At 37.9% G+C, this 20,266-nt stretch carries 19 protein-coding genes; 5 read left to right on the top strand and 14 right to left on the bottom strand.

Annotation, left to right across the window (positions count from 1 at the left end):
- The first annotated feature begins 277 nt into the window (after nt 1-277).
- The 3 genes from LF822_RS03185 to LF822_RS03175 all read left to right on the top strand — a co-directional run bounded on the left by LF822_RS03185 (nt 278) and on the right by LF822_RS03175 (nt 3,931).
- Nucleotides 278-1,426 carry an NAD-dependent epimerase/dehydratase family protein gene (locus tag LF822_RS03185; RefSeq protein ID WP_253922508.1) on the top strand — a complete coding sequence of 383 codons (1,149 nt, stop codon included), beginning with the start codon at nt 278-280 and terminating at the stop codon, nt 1,424-1,426.
- 13 nt (nt 1,427-1,439) lie between these two features.
- The gene (locus LF822_RS03180; protein ID WP_253922507.1) at nt 1,440-2,609 is read left to right on the top strand and encodes a glycosyltransferase family 4 protein; all 1,170 of its coding nucleotides are present in this window, start codon (nt 1,440-1,442) and stop codon (nt 2,607-2,609) included.
- A gap of 767 nt (nt 2,610-3,376) precedes the next feature.
- A complete protein-coding gene (locus LF822_RS03175; protein WP_253922506.1) occupies nt 3,377-3,931 on the top strand; it encodes a C40 family peptidase in 555 nt (184 codons plus the stop codon).
- A gap of 16 nt (nt 3,932-3,947) precedes the next feature.
- On the opposite strand, the gene LF822_RS03170 is transcribed toward LF822_RS03175, so the two are convergent.
- From LF822_RS03170 to LF822_RS03125, 10 genes are all read right to left on the bottom strand, one after another.
- On the bottom strand, nt 3,948-5,189 hold the full coding sequence (locus tag LF822_RS03170) for an MFS transporter (protein WP_253922505.1): 1,242 nt from the start codon (nt 5,187-5,189) through the stop codon (nt 3,948-3,950).
- Nucleotides 5,190-5,302: 113 nt separating this feature from the next.
- Nucleotides 5,303-6,169 carry a CvfB family protein gene (locus tag LF822_RS03165; RefSeq protein ID WP_253922504.1) on the bottom strand — a complete coding sequence of 289 codons (867 nt, stop codon included), beginning with the start codon at nt 6,167-6,169 and terminating at the stop codon, nt 5,303-5,305.
- A 27-nt stretch (nt 6,170-6,196) separates the two neighbouring features.
- Nucleotides 6,197-7,207: an LLM class flavin-dependent oxidoreductase gene (locus LF822_RS03160; protein WP_253922503.1), complete on the bottom strand. Its 1,011-nt coding sequence runs from the start codon at nt 7,205-7,207 to the stop codon at nt 6,197-6,199.
- A gap of 28 nt (nt 7,208-7,235) precedes the next feature.
- Nucleotides 7,236-7,616: a helix-turn-helix transcriptional regulator gene (locus LF822_RS03155; protein ID WP_253922502.1), complete on the bottom strand. Its 381-nt coding sequence runs from the start codon at nt 7,614-7,616 to the stop codon at nt 7,236-7,238.
- Between the two features lie 78 nt (nt 7,617-7,694).
- The gene (locus LF822_RS03150) at nt 7,695-8,315 is read right to left on the bottom strand and encodes a P-loop NTPase family protein (protein WP_253922501.1); all 621 of its coding nucleotides are present in this window, start codon (nt 8,313-8,315) and stop codon (nt 7,695-7,697) included.
- Between the two features lie 113 nt (nt 8,316-8,428).
- Complete coding sequence (locus LF822_RS03145) at nt 8,429-9,274, bottom strand: LysM peptidoglycan-binding domain-containing protein (RefSeq protein ID WP_253922500.1); 846 nt, start codon at nt 9,272-9,274, stop codon at nt 8,429-8,431.
- A gap of 309 nt (nt 9,275-9,583) precedes the next feature.
- Nucleotides 9,584-11,203 (bottom strand): ABC-F family ATP-binding cassette domain-containing protein, encoded by a 1,620-nt coding sequence (locus tag LF822_RS03140; RefSeq protein ID WP_253922499.1) that lies wholly within the window; start codon nt 11,201-11,203, stop codon nt 9,584-9,586.
- Between the two features lie 120 nt (nt 11,204-11,323).
- Nucleotides 11,324-11,533: a cold-shock protein gene (locus tag LF822_RS03135; RefSeq protein WP_253922498.1), complete on the bottom strand. Its 210-nt coding sequence runs from the start codon at nt 11,531-11,533 to the stop codon at nt 11,324-11,326.
- Nucleotides 11,534-11,608: 75 nt separating this feature from the next.
- Complete coding sequence (locus tag LF822_RS03130) at nt 11,609-11,809, bottom strand: cold-shock protein (RefSeq protein ID WP_253922497.1); 201 nt, start codon at nt 11,807-11,809, stop codon at nt 11,609-11,611.
- Nucleotides 11,810-12,046: 237 nt separating this feature from the next.
- Nucleotides 12,047-12,508 (bottom strand): superoxide dismutase family protein, encoded by a 462-nt coding sequence (locus tag LF822_RS03125; protein WP_253923446.1) that lies wholly within the window; start codon nt 12,506-12,508, stop codon nt 12,047-12,049.
- A 169-nt stretch (nt 12,509-12,677) separates the two neighbouring features.
- Here LF822_RS03125 and LF822_RS03120 point away from each other — a divergent pair, with 169 nt between their 5' ends.
- Nucleotides 12,678-13,385: a SurA N-terminal domain-containing protein gene (locus LF822_RS03120; RefSeq protein ID WP_253922496.1), complete on the top strand. Its 708-nt coding sequence runs from the start codon at nt 12,678-12,680 to the stop codon at nt 13,383-13,385.
- Between the two features lie 145 nt (nt 13,386-13,530).
- Here LF822_RS03120 and LF822_RS03115 read toward each other — a convergent pair whose 3' ends face one another.
- The 4 genes from LF822_RS03115 to LF822_RS03100 form a co-directional block, all read right to left on the bottom strand.
- Nucleotides 13,531-17,151 (bottom strand): dynamin family protein, encoded by a 3,621-nt coding sequence (locus tag LF822_RS03115; RefSeq protein ID WP_253922495.1) that lies wholly within the window; start codon nt 17,149-17,151, stop codon nt 13,531-13,533.
- Between the two features lie 85 nt (nt 17,152-17,236).
- On the bottom strand, nt 17,237-18,052 hold the full coding sequence (locus LF822_RS03110; protein WP_253922494.1) for an alpha/beta hydrolase: 816 nt from the start codon (nt 18,050-18,052) through the stop codon (nt 17,237-17,239).
- Nucleotides 18,053-18,943, bottom strand: a complete 891-nt coding sequence (locus tag LF822_RS03105) for a gamma-glutamylcyclotransferase family protein (protein ID WP_253922493.1) — start codon at nt 18,941-18,943, stop codon at nt 18,053-18,055.
- A 6-nt stretch (nt 18,944-18,949) separates the two neighbouring features.
- On the bottom strand, nt 18,950-19,924 hold the full coding sequence (locus tag LF822_RS03100) for a P1 family peptidase (RefSeq protein WP_253922492.1): 975 nt from the start codon (nt 19,922-19,924) through the stop codon (nt 18,950-18,952).
- A 63-nt stretch (nt 19,925-19,987) separates the two neighbouring features.
- Here LF822_RS03100 and LF822_RS03095 point away from each other — a divergent pair, with 63 nt between their 5' ends.
- On the top strand, nt 19,988-20,263 hold the full coding sequence (locus LF822_RS03095; RefSeq protein ID WP_253922491.1) for an acylphosphatase: 276 nt from the start codon (nt 19,988-19,990) through the stop codon (nt 20,261-20,263).
- The last annotated feature ends 3 nt before the right edge of the window (nt 20,264-20,266 follow it).

The following is a 20,266-nucleotide window of genomic DNA, read 5'->3' as shown; positions in this document are numbered from 1 at the left end:
CTTATATCAGCAGATGAATGAATATTCAATTTCTTTGTTCTTTTTAATATTCACAAATATGAATAAATCGATATAAAATTGGGGTATATAGAGAAAAGGAATTTAAAAAATATGAGGAGATTAATTGTGTTTCTTTTTTTATAATGGTAAAGTCAACATCGTAGGAAATATGGTAACGAAACATATAGTTCCAAAAGTTATCATTACCCGATTAGAAACAAAGAATGTTATTCTAAAATGGAAAATGAAATTGTGAATTGTAACTAGGAGGTAGATTATGAGAATTATAGTAGCAGGGGGAGACGGTTTTTGCGGCTGGCCGACCGCTTTATATTTATCTAAACAAGGTCATGAAGTATCAATCGTTGATAACTTAGCGAGAAGAAAAATAGATGACGAATTGCATTCAAATTCAGTAACACCCATTGCAAGCCTTGAAGAACGGGTAGTTAAATGGAAAGAGCTTACAGGAAAAGAAATCCGGACATTCGTCGGTGATCTTAATCATTATGATTTCCTAAGTGAGGTCTTCCGTCAGACAGAACCGGAAGCTTTTGTACATTTCGCAGAGCAGCGTTCTGCTCCTTATTCTATGATCGACCGTGAGCATGCAGCTTACACTCAGTCAAATAACGTAATTGGGAATTTAAATGTATTGTATGCTATTAAGGAATTCGCTCCAGAGTGCCACTTAATTAAACTCGGCACTATGGGTGAATACGGCACACCTAATATTGACATTGAAGAGGGTTATATTGAAATTGAGCATAATGGAAGAAAGGATACCCTTCCTTACCCTAAGCAACCGGGATCTTTCTATCATCTTTCAAAAGTTCATGACAGCCACAATATCATGTTCGCTTGTAAGATCTGGGGAATTCGTGCGACAGATTTAAACCAGGGTATTGTATACGGTCTTCATACAGAAGAAACTCAGCAGGACCCAGTTTTATTTAACCGGGTGGATTATGACGGTGTTTTCGGAACTGCATTGAACCGTTTCGTTAATCAAGCAGCAATTGGCCATGACATAACCGTATATGGTACAGGCGGGCAGACACGTGCATTTCTAAACATTGAAGATACGGTACGCTGTGTAGAAATCGCTGCAGAAAATCCAGCTGACCGCGGAGAGTTCAGAGTGTTTAATCAATTCACTGAATGGTTCTCAGTTCAGGATCTGGCAGAAAGAGTTCAAAAAATCGCCATAGAAGAAGGATTTGAGACAAAAGTTAAAAATATCGAAAATCCGCGTATCGAAAACGAAGACCATTATTACCACGCTAAAAACACTAAACTTAAAGATTTAGGACTGGAACCACATCTGCTGACAGATGAAGTGATTCGTGACATCTTAAAAATTGCAGTAGAAAACAAGGATCGGATTATTAAAGACAACGTATTACCATCTATTACGTGGAAGTAAGGAGTTTTCCGCTTTGAAAATCGCCATTATCACCGAAACATTTCTACCATCTACCGACGGAGTGGTAACAAGGTTAAAAGAGGCCATTAAATATTTAAGACAGCAAGAGCACGAGGTTGTTGTTATTGCTCCAGACTTTGGTGTAACTGAATATGAAGGTGCGATTGTTGAAGGGGTTAAGACGACAACTATGCCTTTTTACAGGTATAGAGAATTTTCTATGCCTCAAAAGCGAGTTAAAGACTTACTGATAAAACACGATCCTGATCTAGTGCACGTAGTAAACCCTGCTTTAGTAGGAGTTTCTGGTGTATATTACGCGAGTAAATTGGGTTATCCATTAATTGCTTCCTATCACACCCACGTGCCAAAGTATTTGGAATACTATCGCTTGTATCCTTTTGTTCCTTTAGTATGGTGGTATTTTAGAAAACTTCATAATTACGCTGACTACAACTTATGTACATCTAAAGCCATCCAGGGGGAATTACAGGAAAAGAAATTCCACAACGTTCACGTTTGGGACAGAGGAGTTGCAATAGATCATTTCCATCCATCACATAAAAATGAAGAAATGAGAAATCGGCTGTCTAATGGTGAACCTGATAATAAACTCCTTGTATTTGTCGGAAGGCTGGCACCTGAAAAAGAAATTCACAAAATTAAGCCGCTGCTCGAACAAAGAGATGACCTTTCTTTAGCTATTGTAGGAGACGGACCTGAGAAAGAAGCTCTCGAGAAAACGTTCGCAGGTACGAAAACGACTTTCACCGGACTTCTTCACGGAGATGAGCTGGCTCAGGCATTTTCTTCCTCAGACGCGCTTATTTTTCCGTCTATTACAGAGACATTGGGCTTAGTTATCCTGGAATCAATGGCTTCTGGCCTCCCGGTAATCGCAGCAAAAAGTGGTCCGACAATGGAGCAGGTAGAAGACGAGAGAACAGGTTTGTTGTTCGAGAATGAAAACACTAACAGCATGATTGAAGCCATCAACCGGCTGGAAGACGAAGAACTTTACCAAAGGTTATGTAAAAATGCCAGAAGCGAAGCAGAAAAGTTCAGCTGGCAAAAACCATCAGAACAAATATTAGAATTTTATAAAGAAACTCTCGAGGTTTATCAACAAAATAAGGCAAAATCTAGATCTTCCAGAAAATCTAAAGTTAAGGTCACAGAGTAAGCCAAACGCTCTGTGGCTTTCTTTTTGTACATAGTAATTCCAAATAGTCTGACTTGAAACTTAGTAGCAACTCCGAAAGAAAAAACAATAAATAACATTAAAATGTAATTAGACCTAATGAAATATGAGTAGGGAAGGGGAAACTGCAATAAAAGAGGGGAAAGTATGGATAATAAATTTAATACAAAAAAGAATAAGAAAAATAATCTTGCTTCAATAACTTAACAAAAGTATTTTTCAGAAACAGGAAGGTAAGAAAACATAATTTAGGTATGAACGCTGGAATAAACGTAATTTTCATTTTGACCTGAATTATTACATTCGCTATGCAGTGTATATAGTACGGAACGTTGGAAATATATACGGCTTGTCATTCAATTGAACCTAAAGAGAGAATTATTACTGGCAATGCAGCACCAATAGAAAGCTGGAACTCATGTATCTGCTGGTTCAGTTGTTACAAAAGATGTTCATACCAATAGTAACTGGAAATTCAGCAAAAATATTATTTTGTCTCACTATCAAGAGTATACTTGGGTATTGAGACTAAAAAACCAAATGTATTTAAACTTCCTATAATATATATTATGTAAACTACAATAAAAAATTATTAATTCATGAACAGCCCTCTTCTTCATAATAATTTATTCCCGCTGTACTCCCCTGTACTTCGGTAGAAACTCGTTATAAACTTCTACGGGGAATTGAGTTTTCTTAGATTGTAACTTATCATGAATTACATACTCACAATCATAAGGATGACTAAGATGAAGAAATTAACTTTTATCATAAGCATAATCATTAGTTTACTTATTTTTTTATGCAAACCTAAAAAAGTCGTAACACCTTCCTATGTTCACCCTCCATTTTATCCAGGGACTAATATTCCAATTGGACCTGGAGATTTGCTGTTTTCACCGATTGGTAAAAGTGAATCAAAGTATGTTGGTCATGTAGGTATTGTGGACTGCAATCATCAGGTCGTGCATTCAATTCCTGCTGGATTAGTGAAGGATTCGGTTCCGGCTTACCACAATAAATTTCGATTCATTACGGTTTACGCCCCAATAGAATTACAACACGGAGAAAATGCTGCTGCTCATTTAAATACCATTTATGAAAGGGATTCTAAAGCATCTTATAAAATTTCCACAGCTTTAGGCAGTAAGGATAATGAACAATACTGTACTAAAATAGTATGGCAGTGCTATAAATTTGGAGCTGGTATCAACCTGGGTGGATTATCATCCAAAGCAAAAGCGGTCCACCCTTCTTTGATTAAACATTCATCTTTTCTTTATAAAAAAGGTGCCATTAATTAACTTGGCACCTTTTATGCTAGGCAATACTTTCTTTATTGGTTTTCGCGTTTTCAGTTTTTATCATGATTATCACTAGGATTAGGAGGAGAATACCTGCCCCTCCGGCTGTAAAATAACTAAGATTTAAATAATCTTGCATAACCATCGACATTCCAGGTGGCCCAATTGCAACCCCTATAAATCTGGATGAACTGTAAAAAGAGGTAATTGTCCCTCTTTCCTCTTTATCGATCCCTTCCGTAATCATAGCATCCAAAGTTGGAAGGATTGCTCCTATAGCTACTCCCATAAGAGTTGTAATAACTAAGAGCCACATCAGTTTATCACTGACTAAACCTATAAAAACTACAGTAGATGAAGTCATAAACAGACTAAAAAGTAAGACTTTCTTCATCACACTGAGCTCTCCCTTAATTAGTTTACCAGTCACAAACGAGGCAATGCACAATCCAAACAGTGGGACAGCTAGATAAAATCCTTTCTTAATTCCGTATAGATCATGGGTCTTTTCAAAAATGTCGGATAAAAAGAATAAAACTCCAAACAAAATCAGCATTAAGTAAATTCCTATAAGGAAAACGGTATAGAGCCACTTTCCTTCCTGGTTAAAAATTTTCTTCGTATTTTTAATGAACACTTTAAATTTTGGAGGTTTTTCTTCATTTTTTGGTGCTTTAATGAAAAAGAAAACTAATATTATGGAAATTAAACTAAAAAAAGATATTGAAAAAAACGGAAGAAACCAAATAAACGCAGCAAACGCAGCACCTAGAATTGGACTTAATACCTTGCCAAATGTATTGGATGTTTCTATAATACCTAAGCATGAACTCGTTTTTTCATCATCCTCTTTGTATAAATCTCCTACTAAAGGTAAAATTATTGGGGTGGCTCCAGCTGCTCCTATTCCCTGCAGGACTCTGCCAATCATAATCCAGGTGAAAGGATTATTGAGCTGCCAGGAAGCAAACCCTGCAATGATTCCTCCTATTAAAGCTAGGATTAAACTTGGAAGAATTACAACTTTTCTTCCATATCGGTCTGATAAATAACCTGCAACAGGGATCAGAAAGATAGCAGCAATCGAATAGCTGGTAATAATCATGCTTGATTGAAAAGAAGAGATCCCTACTTTCTGTTCAAAAATCGGCAACACAGGAATCAACATGGAATTTCCCAATGTCATTACAAGAGGAATCGAAGCCATACTTACAAGACACCACCTGCTAACTTTTTGACCATTTACATCGTCAGCCATTACTCACACCTCATTCATTATCTATCTTCAGTTATTTTTCTTTAAGTGAAAAAAATTATTCAATGAATAATTTATAAATAAAAAACCCCGCAGAGAAAATGCGGAGTTTTGTTTCAATCTTCTTCATGTCGAATCATCGTTTTGCCATCAATTTGAATAATTTTTCTTTCCTTTAGTAATGAACCTAAAGCACGTTTAAATGCAGCTTTGCTGATTTGAAATGTTTCTCTTATATCTTCTGGTGCACTTTTATCGGTTAAAGTCATCACACCATCATTTTCTTTTAAATAGGTATAAATAACCTCTGCATCATCTTTTAAGACTTCCTGCTTCAAAGGACGTAGAGAAACGTTTATTGTTCCATCTTCCTTTACATCGATTACTCTGCCTTCAACTGTTTCACCTAAGCGAGGCTCCTGTGTTCTTTCAAAAGGATGAACAAAACCGCGGTAACCTTGTTCAGTCAATATAAAGGATCCGGCTTTTGTGGAACGGTAGACACGTCCAGTCACAGTTTTATTTAACAACTCCTGCGGTGCAGGCTCGAGATCTTCCAGTATTTCACTTTCCGAGATAGGCTCGGCAAAAATTCTTCCCTTCTTATCTTTCTCCAGACTTACAAATAGAGTATCACCTTCCTGTGGCCATACAGATTTCTTATAAGGCAGATCATCTTTTGAAACAAGAAATGCTTTGTCGACCCCAATATTAACAAATGCTCCCAGGTTAGGAATAACTTCTTCTACTTCCGCCCATCCATACGACTCCAGTGTCACTTCAGGTAAGAATGTAGTTGCTGTAACTTCTTTGCTTCTATTTTGATAGATAAATACTGAAATCATTTCATTAAGCTCATGTATTTCTTCTGATACCTGGTCATCAGGAAGCAGAAGCTCTTCACTTCCGTCAGTTAACATAAAACCGTCAGTTTTCCTTTTTGTAAGTTTTAGCTTTTGAATCGTTCCGATGTAATTATTCATTTTCTAACCTTCTTTCCTAACACTTAGCTAGTCATTCTGTTTAAAATACTCAGCTATGAGCTTATAAGAATTTTTCTTTTCCTCGAAATCATAAATGTTTGTAATAATTATGATTTCTTCTGTACCATAAAGATCGCTTAGTTTTTTAAGTTTTTTAAGTTCCTTATATACAAATTCAGGATCCCCAATAATACATCTTCTTCGATTATGCTTTATTCTTTCCAACTCTTCCTCAGACATTTCCGCATCTTTTAGTTCGTCTGGCGAAGGTACTCGCGTGTCCAGTCCTTTCTCCACTTGCAAAAGCCACATATCCTGACTTAATGCCAATTTCTCTGCCTTTTCTTTTGTTTCTGCACAAACAACAAATACACAAGCGTTAACAGACGGTTCTTTTCTTAGCTCTGAAGGTTTAAATTTATTACGATAAGTTCTAATTGAAGCAGTGGCATAGTCTGGGTTTATAAAATGACCGAATGTAAACCCCGTCCCATTCAGGGCGGCATGCCTTGCTCCTCTTTCAGTCAGAGCAAGCACCCACAGCTCAGGATTACCATCAGCTGCTGGTTTAGCAGATACTCCGTAGTAGGAATGGTCTTTAGGAATACTGCTTTGCAGGAATTGCTGAAGCTCTTTAACTTGTCTTGAAAAAGAACTTAAAGGCTTTTCATAACCATCATTTAAGGCAGCTCTTGTCTTCTTCCCACCGCCAGGTGACCTTCCTAATCCTAAATCAATTCTTCGTGGAAATAAAGCTTCTAATAATTTGAAATTTTCAGCAACCTTTAAAGGGCTGTACTGCGGAAGTAATACTCCTCCCGAACCCACTCTAATTGAACTCGTAACGGAAGCAATACGGCTGATTAAAACTTCAGGAGAACTGCTTGCTAAACCATTTGTATTATGGTGTTCGGCTACCCAGTAACGGTAATAGTCCAATTTTTCAGTGTATTTCGCTAACTCTAGAGTATAGTTGAGAGCTTCCTCAGCAGTCCTGCCTTTTGAGATAGGACTTTGATCTAATACGCTTAATTTCATTTGGAAATCCTTTCTGTATACCTGTCCCTTAACGATAAACATCTTTCATAATCTTATTTAAAATCGTAAGCTGTTCTTCAAATAACAGCTTATATCGTTTTTTCAATACATTAAATTCTTCTTTACCAGTGTCAGTCAAATAGTACCAATATACTTTTTGTCTTCTTTTCTCATGAGATTTATAATCTTCTTTTCGATATAGTAACCCATCTTCGGTCATCTCATGTAATGTATCAAGCAAAGTTGACGGTGCTGGAATCCAGTTATTTGTTAATTTTTGAAATTCTGTTTTAAAATGTTCACTGATCATAGGTTGACTTAGCTGCAGTAAATGCATAATATAAAACTTTGTAAACTGTGCAGCACTCATATTTAAAGCAAACTTTTTAGGGTTGTTTTTATGAGACATGGAAACCTCTCCCCTCTTTTCTTCTATTTTACAACAGGAGGGTAAGGGTTTGTCTATTAATAAGCACATTTGTTCGGTTTATTGATATTTTTTAAAAGTTAATTCGGAGTAGCTACTAAGTATTGGTGAGAATTCAAGGTGGTCTATGAACTGTTTAACAGCTTTTTTGTTATTAATAATAATTGTTTGCGCGTGATCCTGCTGGATTAACACTGCTTTAATCATTTGATCTCTCTTTTTATAAGGGAACTTCCATACGTAATGCAGAAATTCTATTGTCATTCGGTCTGGACACCCCGGAGCCAGATCATCCCTGACCCTCCCTCGATTCAAAACCCACCTTTTAAGAATGCGATATATACAGAGAAACCGGTTCAGGTCCAAGAAAATAATAGTATCTGCCTTTTTCAACCGTTCATCCCAAACCAGACTATAATTACCTTCAATTATCCATGAACTTTTTTTTAGATGAATTTCCTGTTTAGCCAGCAACTCTTCACGGGTAGACTGTAACCAACCGGGTTTCCAAAAAAGTTTATCCATATGAACAACTGCAATCCGTGCGCTCTTCCCCAGCTTCTTAGCAAGAGTTGATTTTCCGGAACCTGGAGAACCTAATATAACAACTCTATTGATAATAACCACTCCTGTCCTAAACCGTTTAAGTATATAGTTTAGCAATCTTTGAACGATTTCCAAAGAATTTTGACTTATTTTATGAAACCTATTTATTTATTCAATCGTCTAATAATTGACAAATAAAAAAGCCCACTATTGTGGGGGCAATAGCAGGCTTTACATTTCTTCGATAATTATTCAGCTAATACTTGTACAGTTACGTCTTGACGGCCGAACTCAAGAGCTTCACCGCGGTCCTGCATGTAAAGGTCAATCTTATTACCTTGGATAGCACCGCCTGTATCTCCGGCAATCGCTTCACCGTATCCTTCAACATAAACTTTAGATCCTAAAGGAATAACATCAGGGTCTACTGCAATTACCTTTTGATCAGGGTTCGCATTTAGATCAATACCAGTTGCTGTAGTTCCAGTGCATCCTTCACAATCAGCTGTATAAGCTGTAGCTGATACATTTACTTCTTTAACTACATCATTACTAGTATCATTTGATGCATCCTCAGAGCTTGAAGATTGTTCTTCTGAGCTGCTGGATTCTTCTTCACTGGAATCAGAATCTGCAGAAGTTTGTTCTGGTTCTTCTGTTGATTCTTCATTTGAGCTGTCTTCTTTCGGTGCAGGTGCTTCTTCTGTTTCAGAAGGTTCTGATGAAGCTTGACCACTCACTGAAAGCTCATCTCCAGGGTAAATGAGAGAATCAGAAAGGTTGTTCCAACTCATAAGGTCATCTGCAGAGACGCCGTATTCCTGACCGATGCTGTAAAGGGAATCTCCAGATTCAACTGTGTACGTTTCTTCCTTTTGTTCTTCGTCAGAAACTTGTAATGACTGGTCTGCAACAATTAAATTAGAATCAAGGTTGTTAAGTTCTTTAAGTTTGTCAACGGATACCTCTTTATCTTCTGAAATGCTCCAAAGAGTATCACCTTTATTTACTTTATATTCGTCGGCACTTACACCAGTTGCAAATGCACCTGTAAGTGCTGCGGTAGCTGCTAATGAGAAAGCTGTTTTTTTCATTCGTAGAGTCCTCCTCGAAAAATTGATGTGTTGAATTAACCACAATTACAAGATTAACAGATTCTCTATAAAATTTAAGAACAAACAGCTAACAGTTTCTTTTCAACTATGACGCTTATTTTTCACTGAGTTTACAAAATGGTACTTTTTTCTTATTTATCTACAATTTACTTCATGCTTGCATCTTGAAATGTCGTATCCTGCGTAAATTTTTCATTAATGCAATAGGAAAATTTCAATGTTATTTAACTAAAAGATAAATTCCCAAGAAAAAAAGATCTGAAACCTAAGTGGTTTCAGATCTTTTTTTTAGCTTAACGAGGCTATTTGTTTCTGGACCGCAGGATCCTGCAAAAATTCATCGTACGACATTTCTTTATCAATAATACTTCCGTTTGGCGTAATTTCTATAATACGGTTTGCAATCGTGTGAATAAATTCATGGTCGTGAGAAGCGAAAATGATTGACCCTTTGAAGTTAATCAAACCTTTGTTTAATGAAGTAATTGTCTCCAGGTCCAAGTGGTTTGTCGGTTCATCCAGAAGCAGGACATTTGCACCGGAAAGCATCATTTTTGAAAGCATACATCTAACTTTTTCCCCTCCAGAGAGCACATCCGGTTTTTTCAGTGCTTCTTCTCCAGAGAAAAGCATGCGTCCAAGAAAGCTTCTTAGGAAGGTTTCTGTCTCATCCTCAGGGGAATATTGACGGAGCCATTCTACTAAATTAATATCAGAACGGCTGAAGAAAATCGAGTTATCTTTTGGAAAATAACTTTGAGAAGTCGTAACTCCCCATTTATACGTTCCTTCATCCGGTTCGATTTCACCCATCAAGATTTGAAAGAGGGTGGTTTTAGCAACTTCATGGCTGCCTACCAGGGCAACTTTATCGTCTTTATTCAACGTAAAACTTACGTTGTCTAATACCTTGACACCGTCAACTGTTTTCGAAAGATTTTTTACTGTTAATAAGTCATTACCTATTTCCCGGTCTGCTTTAAAAGCAATATAAGGATACTTGCGGGAAGAAGGCTGAATATCATCTAAAGTAATTTTTTCTAAAAGTTTTTTACGCGAGGTTGCCTGCTTTGACTTAGATGCATTCGCACTAAATCTTGCAACAAATTCTTTAAGGTCTTTAATTTTTTCTTCTTTCTTTTTATTCTGTTCTTCAGCCATTTTTTGGGCAAGCTGGCTGGATTCGTACCAGAAATCATAGTTACCTACATATATTTGTAATTTACCAAAGTCAAGATCTGCAATATGAGTACATACATTATTTAAAAAGTGTCGGTCGTGAGAGACAACTATGACTGTATTCTCGAAGTCGATTAAAAAGTCTTCCAGCCATTGTATAGCTTTAATATCCAGGTGGTTAGTCGGCTCATCAAGAAGGAGGACATCAGGGTTTCCAAATAAAGCCTGGGCAAGCAGTACTTTTACCTTCTCAGCACCGCTTAGTTCATTTACTTTTTTATCATGTAAACTATCCGTTATGCCTAAGCCTGTCAGTAAACGGGCAGCTTCTGATTCTGCTTCCCATCCATTCATTTCTGCAAATTCCCCTTCAAGTTCTGCAGCACGCATACCGTCTTCTTCAGTAAAGTCGCCCTTCATATAAATGGCGTCCTTCTCCTGCATGACTTTATACAAGCGTTTATGACCCATAATCACAGTTTGAAGCACCTGGTATTCATCATATTCGAAATGGTTTTGTTTAAGGACAGCCAGTCGTTGATCACTTTTAAGAGAAACATCACCTGTCTGAGGTTCGATTTCACCGCTCAATATTTTAAGAAAAGTAGACTTCCCGGCTCCATTCGCTCCAATCAACCCGTAGCAATTACCAGGTGTAAATTTTATATTAACGTCTTCGAATAGCTTTTGATCTCCAAAGCGAAGACTAACATTAGTTACATTTAACATTAAAAAATCCTCCCGTACCTAAGTGTATAACATTAGAATTATATCATTCATTATGACCGCCGGATAGGCTTTTATAATAGAATCCTCAAATTAACGTAAAAAAAGAACCCTGTCAGGGCTCTATTTTCCTTTATAATATAAACTGTTATTATTTACAACTTGTAAAACTTTGCTTTCTTCTTTCATCTCACTCGAGCACATCGGACAAATCGCTTTTTCTTCTGTTCTGAAATTATCTCTCATCCAGCAATTACAATCTTCTGACGTACATACCCAAATTTTTGTTTCTTCCTCTACAATCTCATCCTGGTTCTTTTTACCGAATGCCATTACGTTGAAACCTCCTTTGGACATGTCCAATATGTAAAAGAGACTGACTAGCCTTAAGTCAGTCTCTTTTCGTACTTATAGTTTAGTTACATTAGCAGCTTGTGGTCCGCGGTCGCCTTCTGTAATTTCGAATTCTACAGTTTGACCTTCTTCAAGAGACTTGAATCCTTCTTCCTGAATAGCGCTGAAGTGTACGAATACATCGTCTCCGCCTTCAACTTCGATAAATCCAAATCCTTTTTCAGCGTTAAACCATTTTACTGTACCAGTTTTCATAAAAATGGGTCCTCCAATATTTCTAAAAATTAATATGTGTTCCATATGCCATGAAAAAAATCACATATTATAAAAAGTACCAAACGAAAATTGATAACCCTTTATAATAAGTGATTTGAGAGTTAATCATGGAATGGTTCCCTTTTTATATACAATTATAACTATACATGATTACGGCCCAATCGTCAAGTTATTGTCAATTTTTAATTTGGATACGCTAAGATGCCTTAGCGTATTTTAAACTTCTTCAATTATACCGCAGGCTAATCTCAGTCCTGAACCACCACTTGGCTGGGACTTATAGTCATCTGGCCCTTGATGAATGATGACAGCTTTACCAACGATTTCATGAACTTCAAACTTATCTGTAAAAAATATCATTCTTGCCCGGCCATGGTTAGAAAATAATACAGGAAAGTCTCCAGCGTGGTTTCCATGAGGCTGATTTCCTGGATTCCAGTGCTCACCTGCTGTTGTGAAAGGTTTCTCCCCGTTCCCAATTTCACATACCCCCTTTTCGTGTATGTGAAAACCGTGCGGGCCTATTTGAGATCCATTTTTAACTTCAAACTTTGGCAGTCCTTCAACTTGTACAATTACCTCGACGCCATAAGGCTGTTGAATAAAGTCTACAGTACCTGTTAGTTCCGGTGCCAGCGGGCTGCTGTGAAATGTTGCTGCTGCGCGGTTGCCGTACATGTTTCGTGAACGATAGAGTATTGGTTCCAAGCAAAATCCCCCTCCCTGTATGCTCATTCTATGTAAATACTGTGGAAATATAACCTTAGAGTTTTACTTCAATTATACTCTTGTGCTACACTCCGTATAATGCTTTATGCTTTACTACGAAAAAGGAGCGAATAGAAAGATGAAAAACACTTTATTAGCTGCGTTACTATCTTTAATCACCATGTTTGGTCTGGCTGCTTGTGCTGGAGAAAATACTGAAGGTGACAGTAATGATGAAGGTCAAACGGAGGAAAGCTCTGAAGATGACAGTGAAGAAAGCACCAGTGATGGACCTGTAGCTACAGTAAACGGAGAAGAAATTTCCCGTCAAGATTTTGATCAGCAGCTGGCCAATGCGGAACAGCAATATGAATCCATGGGAATGGACATGGAAGGTCAGGAAGATCAAATTGAACAAAGCGTAGTTGATGAAATGATTGGAATGGAATTACTTAAACAGGAAGCAGAAAACGAAGGACATGAAGCTTCCGAAGAAGAAATAGATGAGCGCTACGATGAATTCACGTCCCAATTTGAAAGTGAAGAAGCACAGGAAGAAGCCTATGAACAGGCTGACTTAGACGAAAAAACAGTTAGAGAAGAACTGGAGCGCAGTTTAGTCATTAATAAATACGTAGAAGAAAATACAGAAGAAGCCGAAGTCACCGAAGAAGAAATAGAAGAGCAATATGATGCAATGAGCGAACAGCAAGGCGATGAAGCGCCAGACTACGACGAAGCAAAAGAACAGATTGAACAGCAGTTAATTACACAGAAGGAAAACGAACAAGTAACTGAACTGATTGACGATCTTCGAGAAAATGCTGATGTCGAGGTACTTATTTAATAAGAAAAAGGGGTATGAACTTTTTTGGTCCATACCCCTTTTATTTTTTAGTTCTATTTAATATACATACTGAAAACAACCATAGCCGCAATAAATACAATGATAAATTAAATTGGCATGCTCCGTGTAAATTTAATGGAACCCTTTAAACCACTCGATTTAACTGCTCAAGCCGCCTATAAAGGTCTTCACTATTTACCTCTTCCCTTAAACTCATTTTCTGATTCTCAAAATATTGGTTAATTTCACTACTCCATTCATCTTTCATTGTGCTGATTCTCATGTTAAATAGGTTCTGGGAATGAGCTGTAAAGGACTCGATCGAATCCATTATTACAACTTTTAGAGGCTCCTGAAGAACTTGAGCCATTTGATCCTTCATTCGTACTTTTTCATTTCCTTCAAAAAAAGATTTAGTACCTTTAAAAAGTTTCAATGTTTGATTTAATTCTGCCTTATCAACTGGTACAGTTTCATTAAATTGCATAACTGATCCATCTTTGGCAGACCACTCACGGTTACTCAATGAAAGTTCAGGCTCATATTTATTTACGGCAGTCTGTACCTCTTTTTGAGTTTGATTCAATAACTGCTCAACAAAACCTTCCATTCGCAGAGAAATTGCTCTTAATTCTTGATTCATTTCGAAGTCAATTTCATTTAACATCGGTTTAAGAGCAGATTTTAACTGGTCTTTAGCTTGATTATGTGAACCACTTATAACTGATGGGTTAATATGATTTTTAAAAAAATCGGTGAAATTAAGCATCATTCGTTCGTGGGCATAAAACAATTGCTTTTCTACCTTTTGCTCGACTTTCGCATACACACTGTTAAATGACCGTTCATGAATCAATGGGAGAATAGCGAGCTGGTTATTATACAGTTTGTTTAATTGCTGCTCTCTCTGCTGTTCATCCATAGCTGCATTATTAATGTAAGATTGCAGCAACCTGCATGCATAATCAAAATCATTTTGAATCGAGTGCTTTAATACCTGCGTTAACTCATCCTTTAAGAAAATCTCAAATTCTTCTTCAAAAAGAGCTAACCCCGAAGAATCAAGAGTCTTGTGCTCCAGCTTATTTTTCAACCCATTTAAACTGGATAATGAAAATAATCTAGGTTTTCTTATTTGAAAGGCTTGTAGTTGATCAGTAACGTATTCTTCCACCTGCTCTTTTTCATCCTGAGAATCTGCCAGGTCTGATGCATTAATAATGAAGAACATTTTATCCATGGAAAAAGCATCTTTCACCCGTCCCAGCTGCTTAAGAAAGGATTCATCAGCTTTAGAGAAAGGATGGTTATAATAAGTGACAAATAAAATCGCATCCGCATTTTTGATATACTCAAAAGATACATTCGTATGACGGGCATTGACAGAATCCGCTCCCGGAGTGTCAACTAAAGTCACTCCCTTGCGAGTCCACTCACAATCAAAAAATATTTCCACCCACTCAATAAAACAAGAGGTCTCTTCATTTGAGACAAAGGAAGCCAACTGGTTCCATTCAATTTGCATTTCAATTCCGATATTCTCATTCATATAGGAATACCCTTTAAGAAAAGCTTGAATGAATGATCTGTTTTTATGGTTAAGCTGCTCAAGTTCCCCTTCTTTCCACTGGCTGATATCCGAATAAGCTGCTTGCAGTGAATTAAAATGATTCCCATTATCTTCTGTAGCGTGCTTTAGATCATCTAATAGTTCTGTTTCCGCCTTGACCTTAACCAAAACAGTTTGATGACTTTGGCCATCTGTTGGTTTAGTTATTTTATTAATAGTTGCCGTCATAGGGTTAGGGGACACTGGTAAAATATTATCTCCGAGGATCGCGTTGGCGAAGGAGGATTTCCCTGCACTAAATGCCCCGAACAATGCAATCGTATACTCTTTGTTCACCAAACGGTCCTGCTTCTCCTTAAGCTGGTCGAGAAGAGAATTAAAACCTGCCGCCCCTTTTAAAATTGAAGAAACTTTATTGATTTTTTCTTCAAGCTCATCTTCCTGAGTATCATTTAATCCCTTATTTTTCTGGGGAGTAAGCTTGTCCGGCTTCTCTTTAGGTGAGCTTCTATCCAGGTCAGGTTCTGTTGTTTGCAACTCTACTTCCTTAATTTCATTCAATCGTTGATTAACAGCGGTTAAAATGCTTTCTTGTCTCTTTTCTTCTCCCGCTCCATCGTTGTTCAACAATTCGTTTATATAATGGGCAATCTCTTCTTCTATTATTTGACGCCGTGTTTCAAGCCTTCCTTTTTCCTCAATGGCTTCAAAAAGTTCCTTATGGTGTGCTGCCTCCAGTTGAATGGATTGAAGTAATTCTTCTTCAAAGGATTGACGCAGCCCCTCCATTTCCCCACGGTAAAATTTTTGAATATCTTTAGCCAGCTGGTCAGTATACCTTAGTACATACTCTCCTGTTACAGAAGCACCTGGTTCTATCAAAGTGCTGATCCGTTCATCTACAGGATAGCTAAACGTTAGTTTCTGGACATCTTCAACTAGAGAATCATTACTAATCTCGTACTCCTCCAGAAACTGGTTTACACGCTCCCTAAGGGGCCAAACTAAATTTTTTTCAGCTGTGTCGACCAGCACCCTAACGAATGCTTCTTTTCTCTGTACTCGTTCCTCTTCTGTTTTCTTTCCGGAGAAAATAAGCCCCACTTTAAAGTCTGCCTTCTCAGAAACAAGATATGCCTCTGCTTTCTCTCTTACTTCACTAGGCATGAGATAAGCATTGGATATAAACTTTTTCACACGGTCGTTAAAATGGTTCTTTGCTTCTGGAATCAAATTCTTTTCTTTTAAAGGGTCAATACCTTCATAACTTTGAGTTTCTATCATACGTACTGCTTCACTTAAGTCTGCATCAATTTGATTAAGCTCATCCTCAAATTGTTCACGGTATTCTTCTTTACACTCATCTATAATCCTTTCCAATTGTTGCGATGCATGATAAACCGTATCCTCTTCTTGAAAATGACGGCTGAAACTTGATTGTAAACGATCAACTTCACTATATGAGTGGACAGGCTTTTTTAAAGACGTATAGAAAATATCATCGGGTTGAATTCCCCAAAGTTGTAGAGATTCACTTACACTTCTTGAAAAGCTGTAAAAAGGTAATTCTTCCTCGCGGTGCTTGTCCACTTGATTAATAATGATAGAAAAGGAAATGTTTCGTTTCTGCATTTCTAAAAGGAAATTTAAATTCACTTCAGACTGTACATGGTTATAATCCATTACATAATACATATGATCCATCACATGCAGGGCGGACTCCGTAATCACCCGGTCAGCATCATTCGTAGAATCGACTCCCGGTGTATCAATCAGCTTGACATTGTCAGGAAGAGCGGGGATCTCCCGGGAAATCTCAATTCCGGAAATCGTCTCCCCATCCTTACATAAACGTCTGATGGTTTCTATAGGAACAGCACCTAAATATTTTTCGGCAGATTTTTCTTTAAAAAACACAGTGGTAAAAGGATCACCAGAAGACAACTTTACAATATTAGCGCTTGTCGGAATCGGACTCGAAGGTAAAACGTCTTCTCCCGTTAAATAATTGATCATGGAAGATTTTCCTGCTGAGAAATGACCGGCAAAACCGATAACTACTTCATTTTGGTCAGCCTTCTCTGCAAGGTCTAGTGTTTTTTCTGCGGGTACAGGATGGTTCTTTTCGATTTTTTCATATACTTTTGCAATTTCTTTTAATGCGGTGTCCCGTTTCTCTCGGATGATCACAGACATCTGCTATTCTCCTTTTCATGTCGTTCAGTAGGCTTTGGAATATATTATAGCAGAAAGAGAACTGCTCGTTAATTGAGGGAGAAGGCTATAACACTTCTTCCAACTTCTTATGGACGATTTCGTTGTGGAGTAAATGATTATGATCTTCCCCAGGTATGATTAAGACATCTTGTAAGAACGTATCCCTATGCCACCTTTGAAGCTTTGAAGGCACAATAAATTCATCCTTCTCTCCTATAAACGTTATAAACTTTTTTATCATAGACATTTGTCCAGGGAAAGGCTCAAGAAACCTTGAAAACATCAGCTTAAATGATAAATGCACAAGGTCTCCTTCTGAAAACTCATCTGGTACTATAGCTACAGTCTGATTGTTGAATCGTTGAATGCCAAGCTTTTGAAGCAAGGCCAATGCCGCGGCTTTTTTTGAAAAGACTTTATAATCCACTTCTGTTTCAGGTTTAAAGTGTTCATTTACATCCTCTTGATAAACAGGAATTTCCGGATGGAAGTAAGGAGCGAAAAACACATAGCCGTCTGCTGCTTTCTCGTTTTTATAGATAAGTCTTAACAGGTTGGCACACCCCATGGAATGACCTGCTAATATAATCTCTTGATATCCCTGCTTTCGAATAAAATGGATAAAGTCAAATAAGTCATCATCATATTGACCAATATAATCCAACTTCCCTTTTGCATGTTGAGAATCGTAACCCCGCAGAAGTGGCAGAAAAATATCCCCTCCTGCTTTATAGACCTTGGCCATTTCTTCATGATGCTTAACTTCCACCGTTATTCCGTGCACCATAATTAGAGCGCGTTGTGAATTACCATTATTATAATGTAAATAGAATAATGTTGAGAAATCACGCGCTGCGTATTGTTTCCATTCCTTTTTCACCTAACAGGGTCCTCCTTTATTCCGCCACTCCTCAAGATACTCAATGAAGCCTTCCACAGGAAGATGCTGAGTGAACGTATTAACGATTTGTTCGCCATATGATTTTGAAAGATGTCTTGCTGCTCCTCTATGTATTTCGATAGCATAATGAAGAGGCACTGCCTTATTTGGGTTTTTCGTGATTACTGTAAATGTAAGAGCGCGGTAAGTCGTCTCGTTTCTTTTAACCGTTACGACTGTGGGACGGTACCAGTAAGAGTACACACCCTCTCTCATGTATAAATAATCGAGTGCTTCTTCATTTACTTCATACAATACACCTTCCACAAGTCCATTTTCAGCTTCCCCTATATCTGCCCGTGCTCCATCTGTTAAATGGTGGGAAAATAACATTTCATAATGATTAAGGTGAGCCCCTCCGATAATTCTCTCAAATAAGTGATCGACACCTGCTTTTTTAAAGCGGGCATTATCCATGCAGGAGCCATAGGCAAAATAATAAACAGGTTGTGTATTTATGACACCCTCTACCTTCCAGTCTCCGGAACGAATCTCTTTTTCTTTATTTAATTGGGCACTTCCAAAATAGGTATAAGCTTCAACCTCGACTTTAGGCGTTTGAACTTGAACAAGCTTCTTATGAAATAAAGGGCTGGGGTCGTCAGGGTGCCAGCCTTCAAGCTTGTCGATTAATGGCTCTATATCATCATCAACCTTATATAACTCCCCAAAAGTAATCTCGGACTCATGATGTACAATAAAAGGATAATAAAATTCACCTTTATACAGCTTAGACCGGATAAAAGCCTGCTCGCTTATACATATTTCATTCTTCACATAGTGGTGGTTCCTTTCTCCTTTACAAAGAGTTCCATACACAAATAAATACATACCTTTTCACTCCATTTTTGCATCTTGATTAGCCGGAATGCCTAAGCAGCTTTCGGCTGACTCAGCCGCTGTTAATACCGCTTGTTCTACTGCATACGTATATAAATAACTTAAACTATTTACGTCTACTTCTACTTTCCCTGAACTCATGGAGAAGATGGTATCGCCGTCAACAAATGTATGAGCGGGCATCATTGTACGAGCAAAGCCATTATGAGCTACAGCACACAGCTTATTTGATTCTGCTTTTGTTAATTTAGCATTGGTCACAACTGCTCCAAGTGAAGTATTCCCGCTGAAATGATCCGCCTGCTTCCTCCACATTTGTTCCCTTAAAATCTGTTCTGTTTTCAAATAGGTTTGCTGACACCTGTCATATACACCGGCTACTCTTTGTTGAGTATAGGGGTTGATGATATCTCCAAAGCAATTAATCGCAACGACGGCTCCAACCTGTAATTCATTCACCTGAACAGCAAAGCTTCCGATGCCGCCTTTCATCGCGTAGTCATTTCCGAAGATTTTACCAACTACAGCCCCTGTCCCTGCACCAACATTCCCATTTTTAAATGGCGCACGGCTAAAAGCAGCCTCTGAGGCTGCTTTCCCCATACGTGAATCAGGACGTATGTTAGAAGAACCTGCCCCGAGATCATATAAAATAGCACCGGGAACGATAGGAATTCTAGCTTCCTTAGTTTCAAACCCAATACCTCGTTCCTCAAGCGACTCCATTACTCCGCTGCCGGCCTCTAAACCGTAGGCACTTCCACCTGCTAAAAATACGCCATGAACGGCCTGGACTAAATTCTCGGATTTTAATAAATCAGTCTCCCTCGTACCGGGGGCTCCTCCTTTTACATTTACACCACCGACTGCTCCTTCTTCTGATAGAATTACTGTACAGCCCGTTAATGCTTCTGCATACTGAGCGTGGCCAAAATAAAAATCTTTCATTTCTGTAATGTCAATTGTTTTCATTTTAACTCATCCTCATGTTTTCAGAAATATAAAAACGGTAAAATAACCTAAGGAGGTGATCATATGGCACGAAAACATTTAGTATTTCATGGACAGGTGCAAGGTGTCGGTTTCCGGGCTACAGCACAATCCCTTGCGAAGCAGTATGGTCTGACTGGATGGGTGAAGAATAAAGAGGATGGAACTGTCGAATTAGAAGCGGAAGGAAGCGCACAAGACCTTCAATCGTTCACCCGTGAGATAAAGGAAGGACCGAGCCCTTTTATTAAAATTAAGGCAGTAGAAGAAGACGATTATGATGAAGAGAAAGGTCACCGTAAATTCAAAGTGATTTATTAAGAA

It is taken from the genome of Halobacillus sp. A5 (assembly GCF_024189315.1).
GTDB lineage: Bacteria > Bacillota > Bacilli > Bacillales > Halobacillaceae > Halobacillus_A.
Note: the sequence above shows the minus strand (reverse complement) of the source record. Positions and strands in the feature narration are given on the sequence as shown.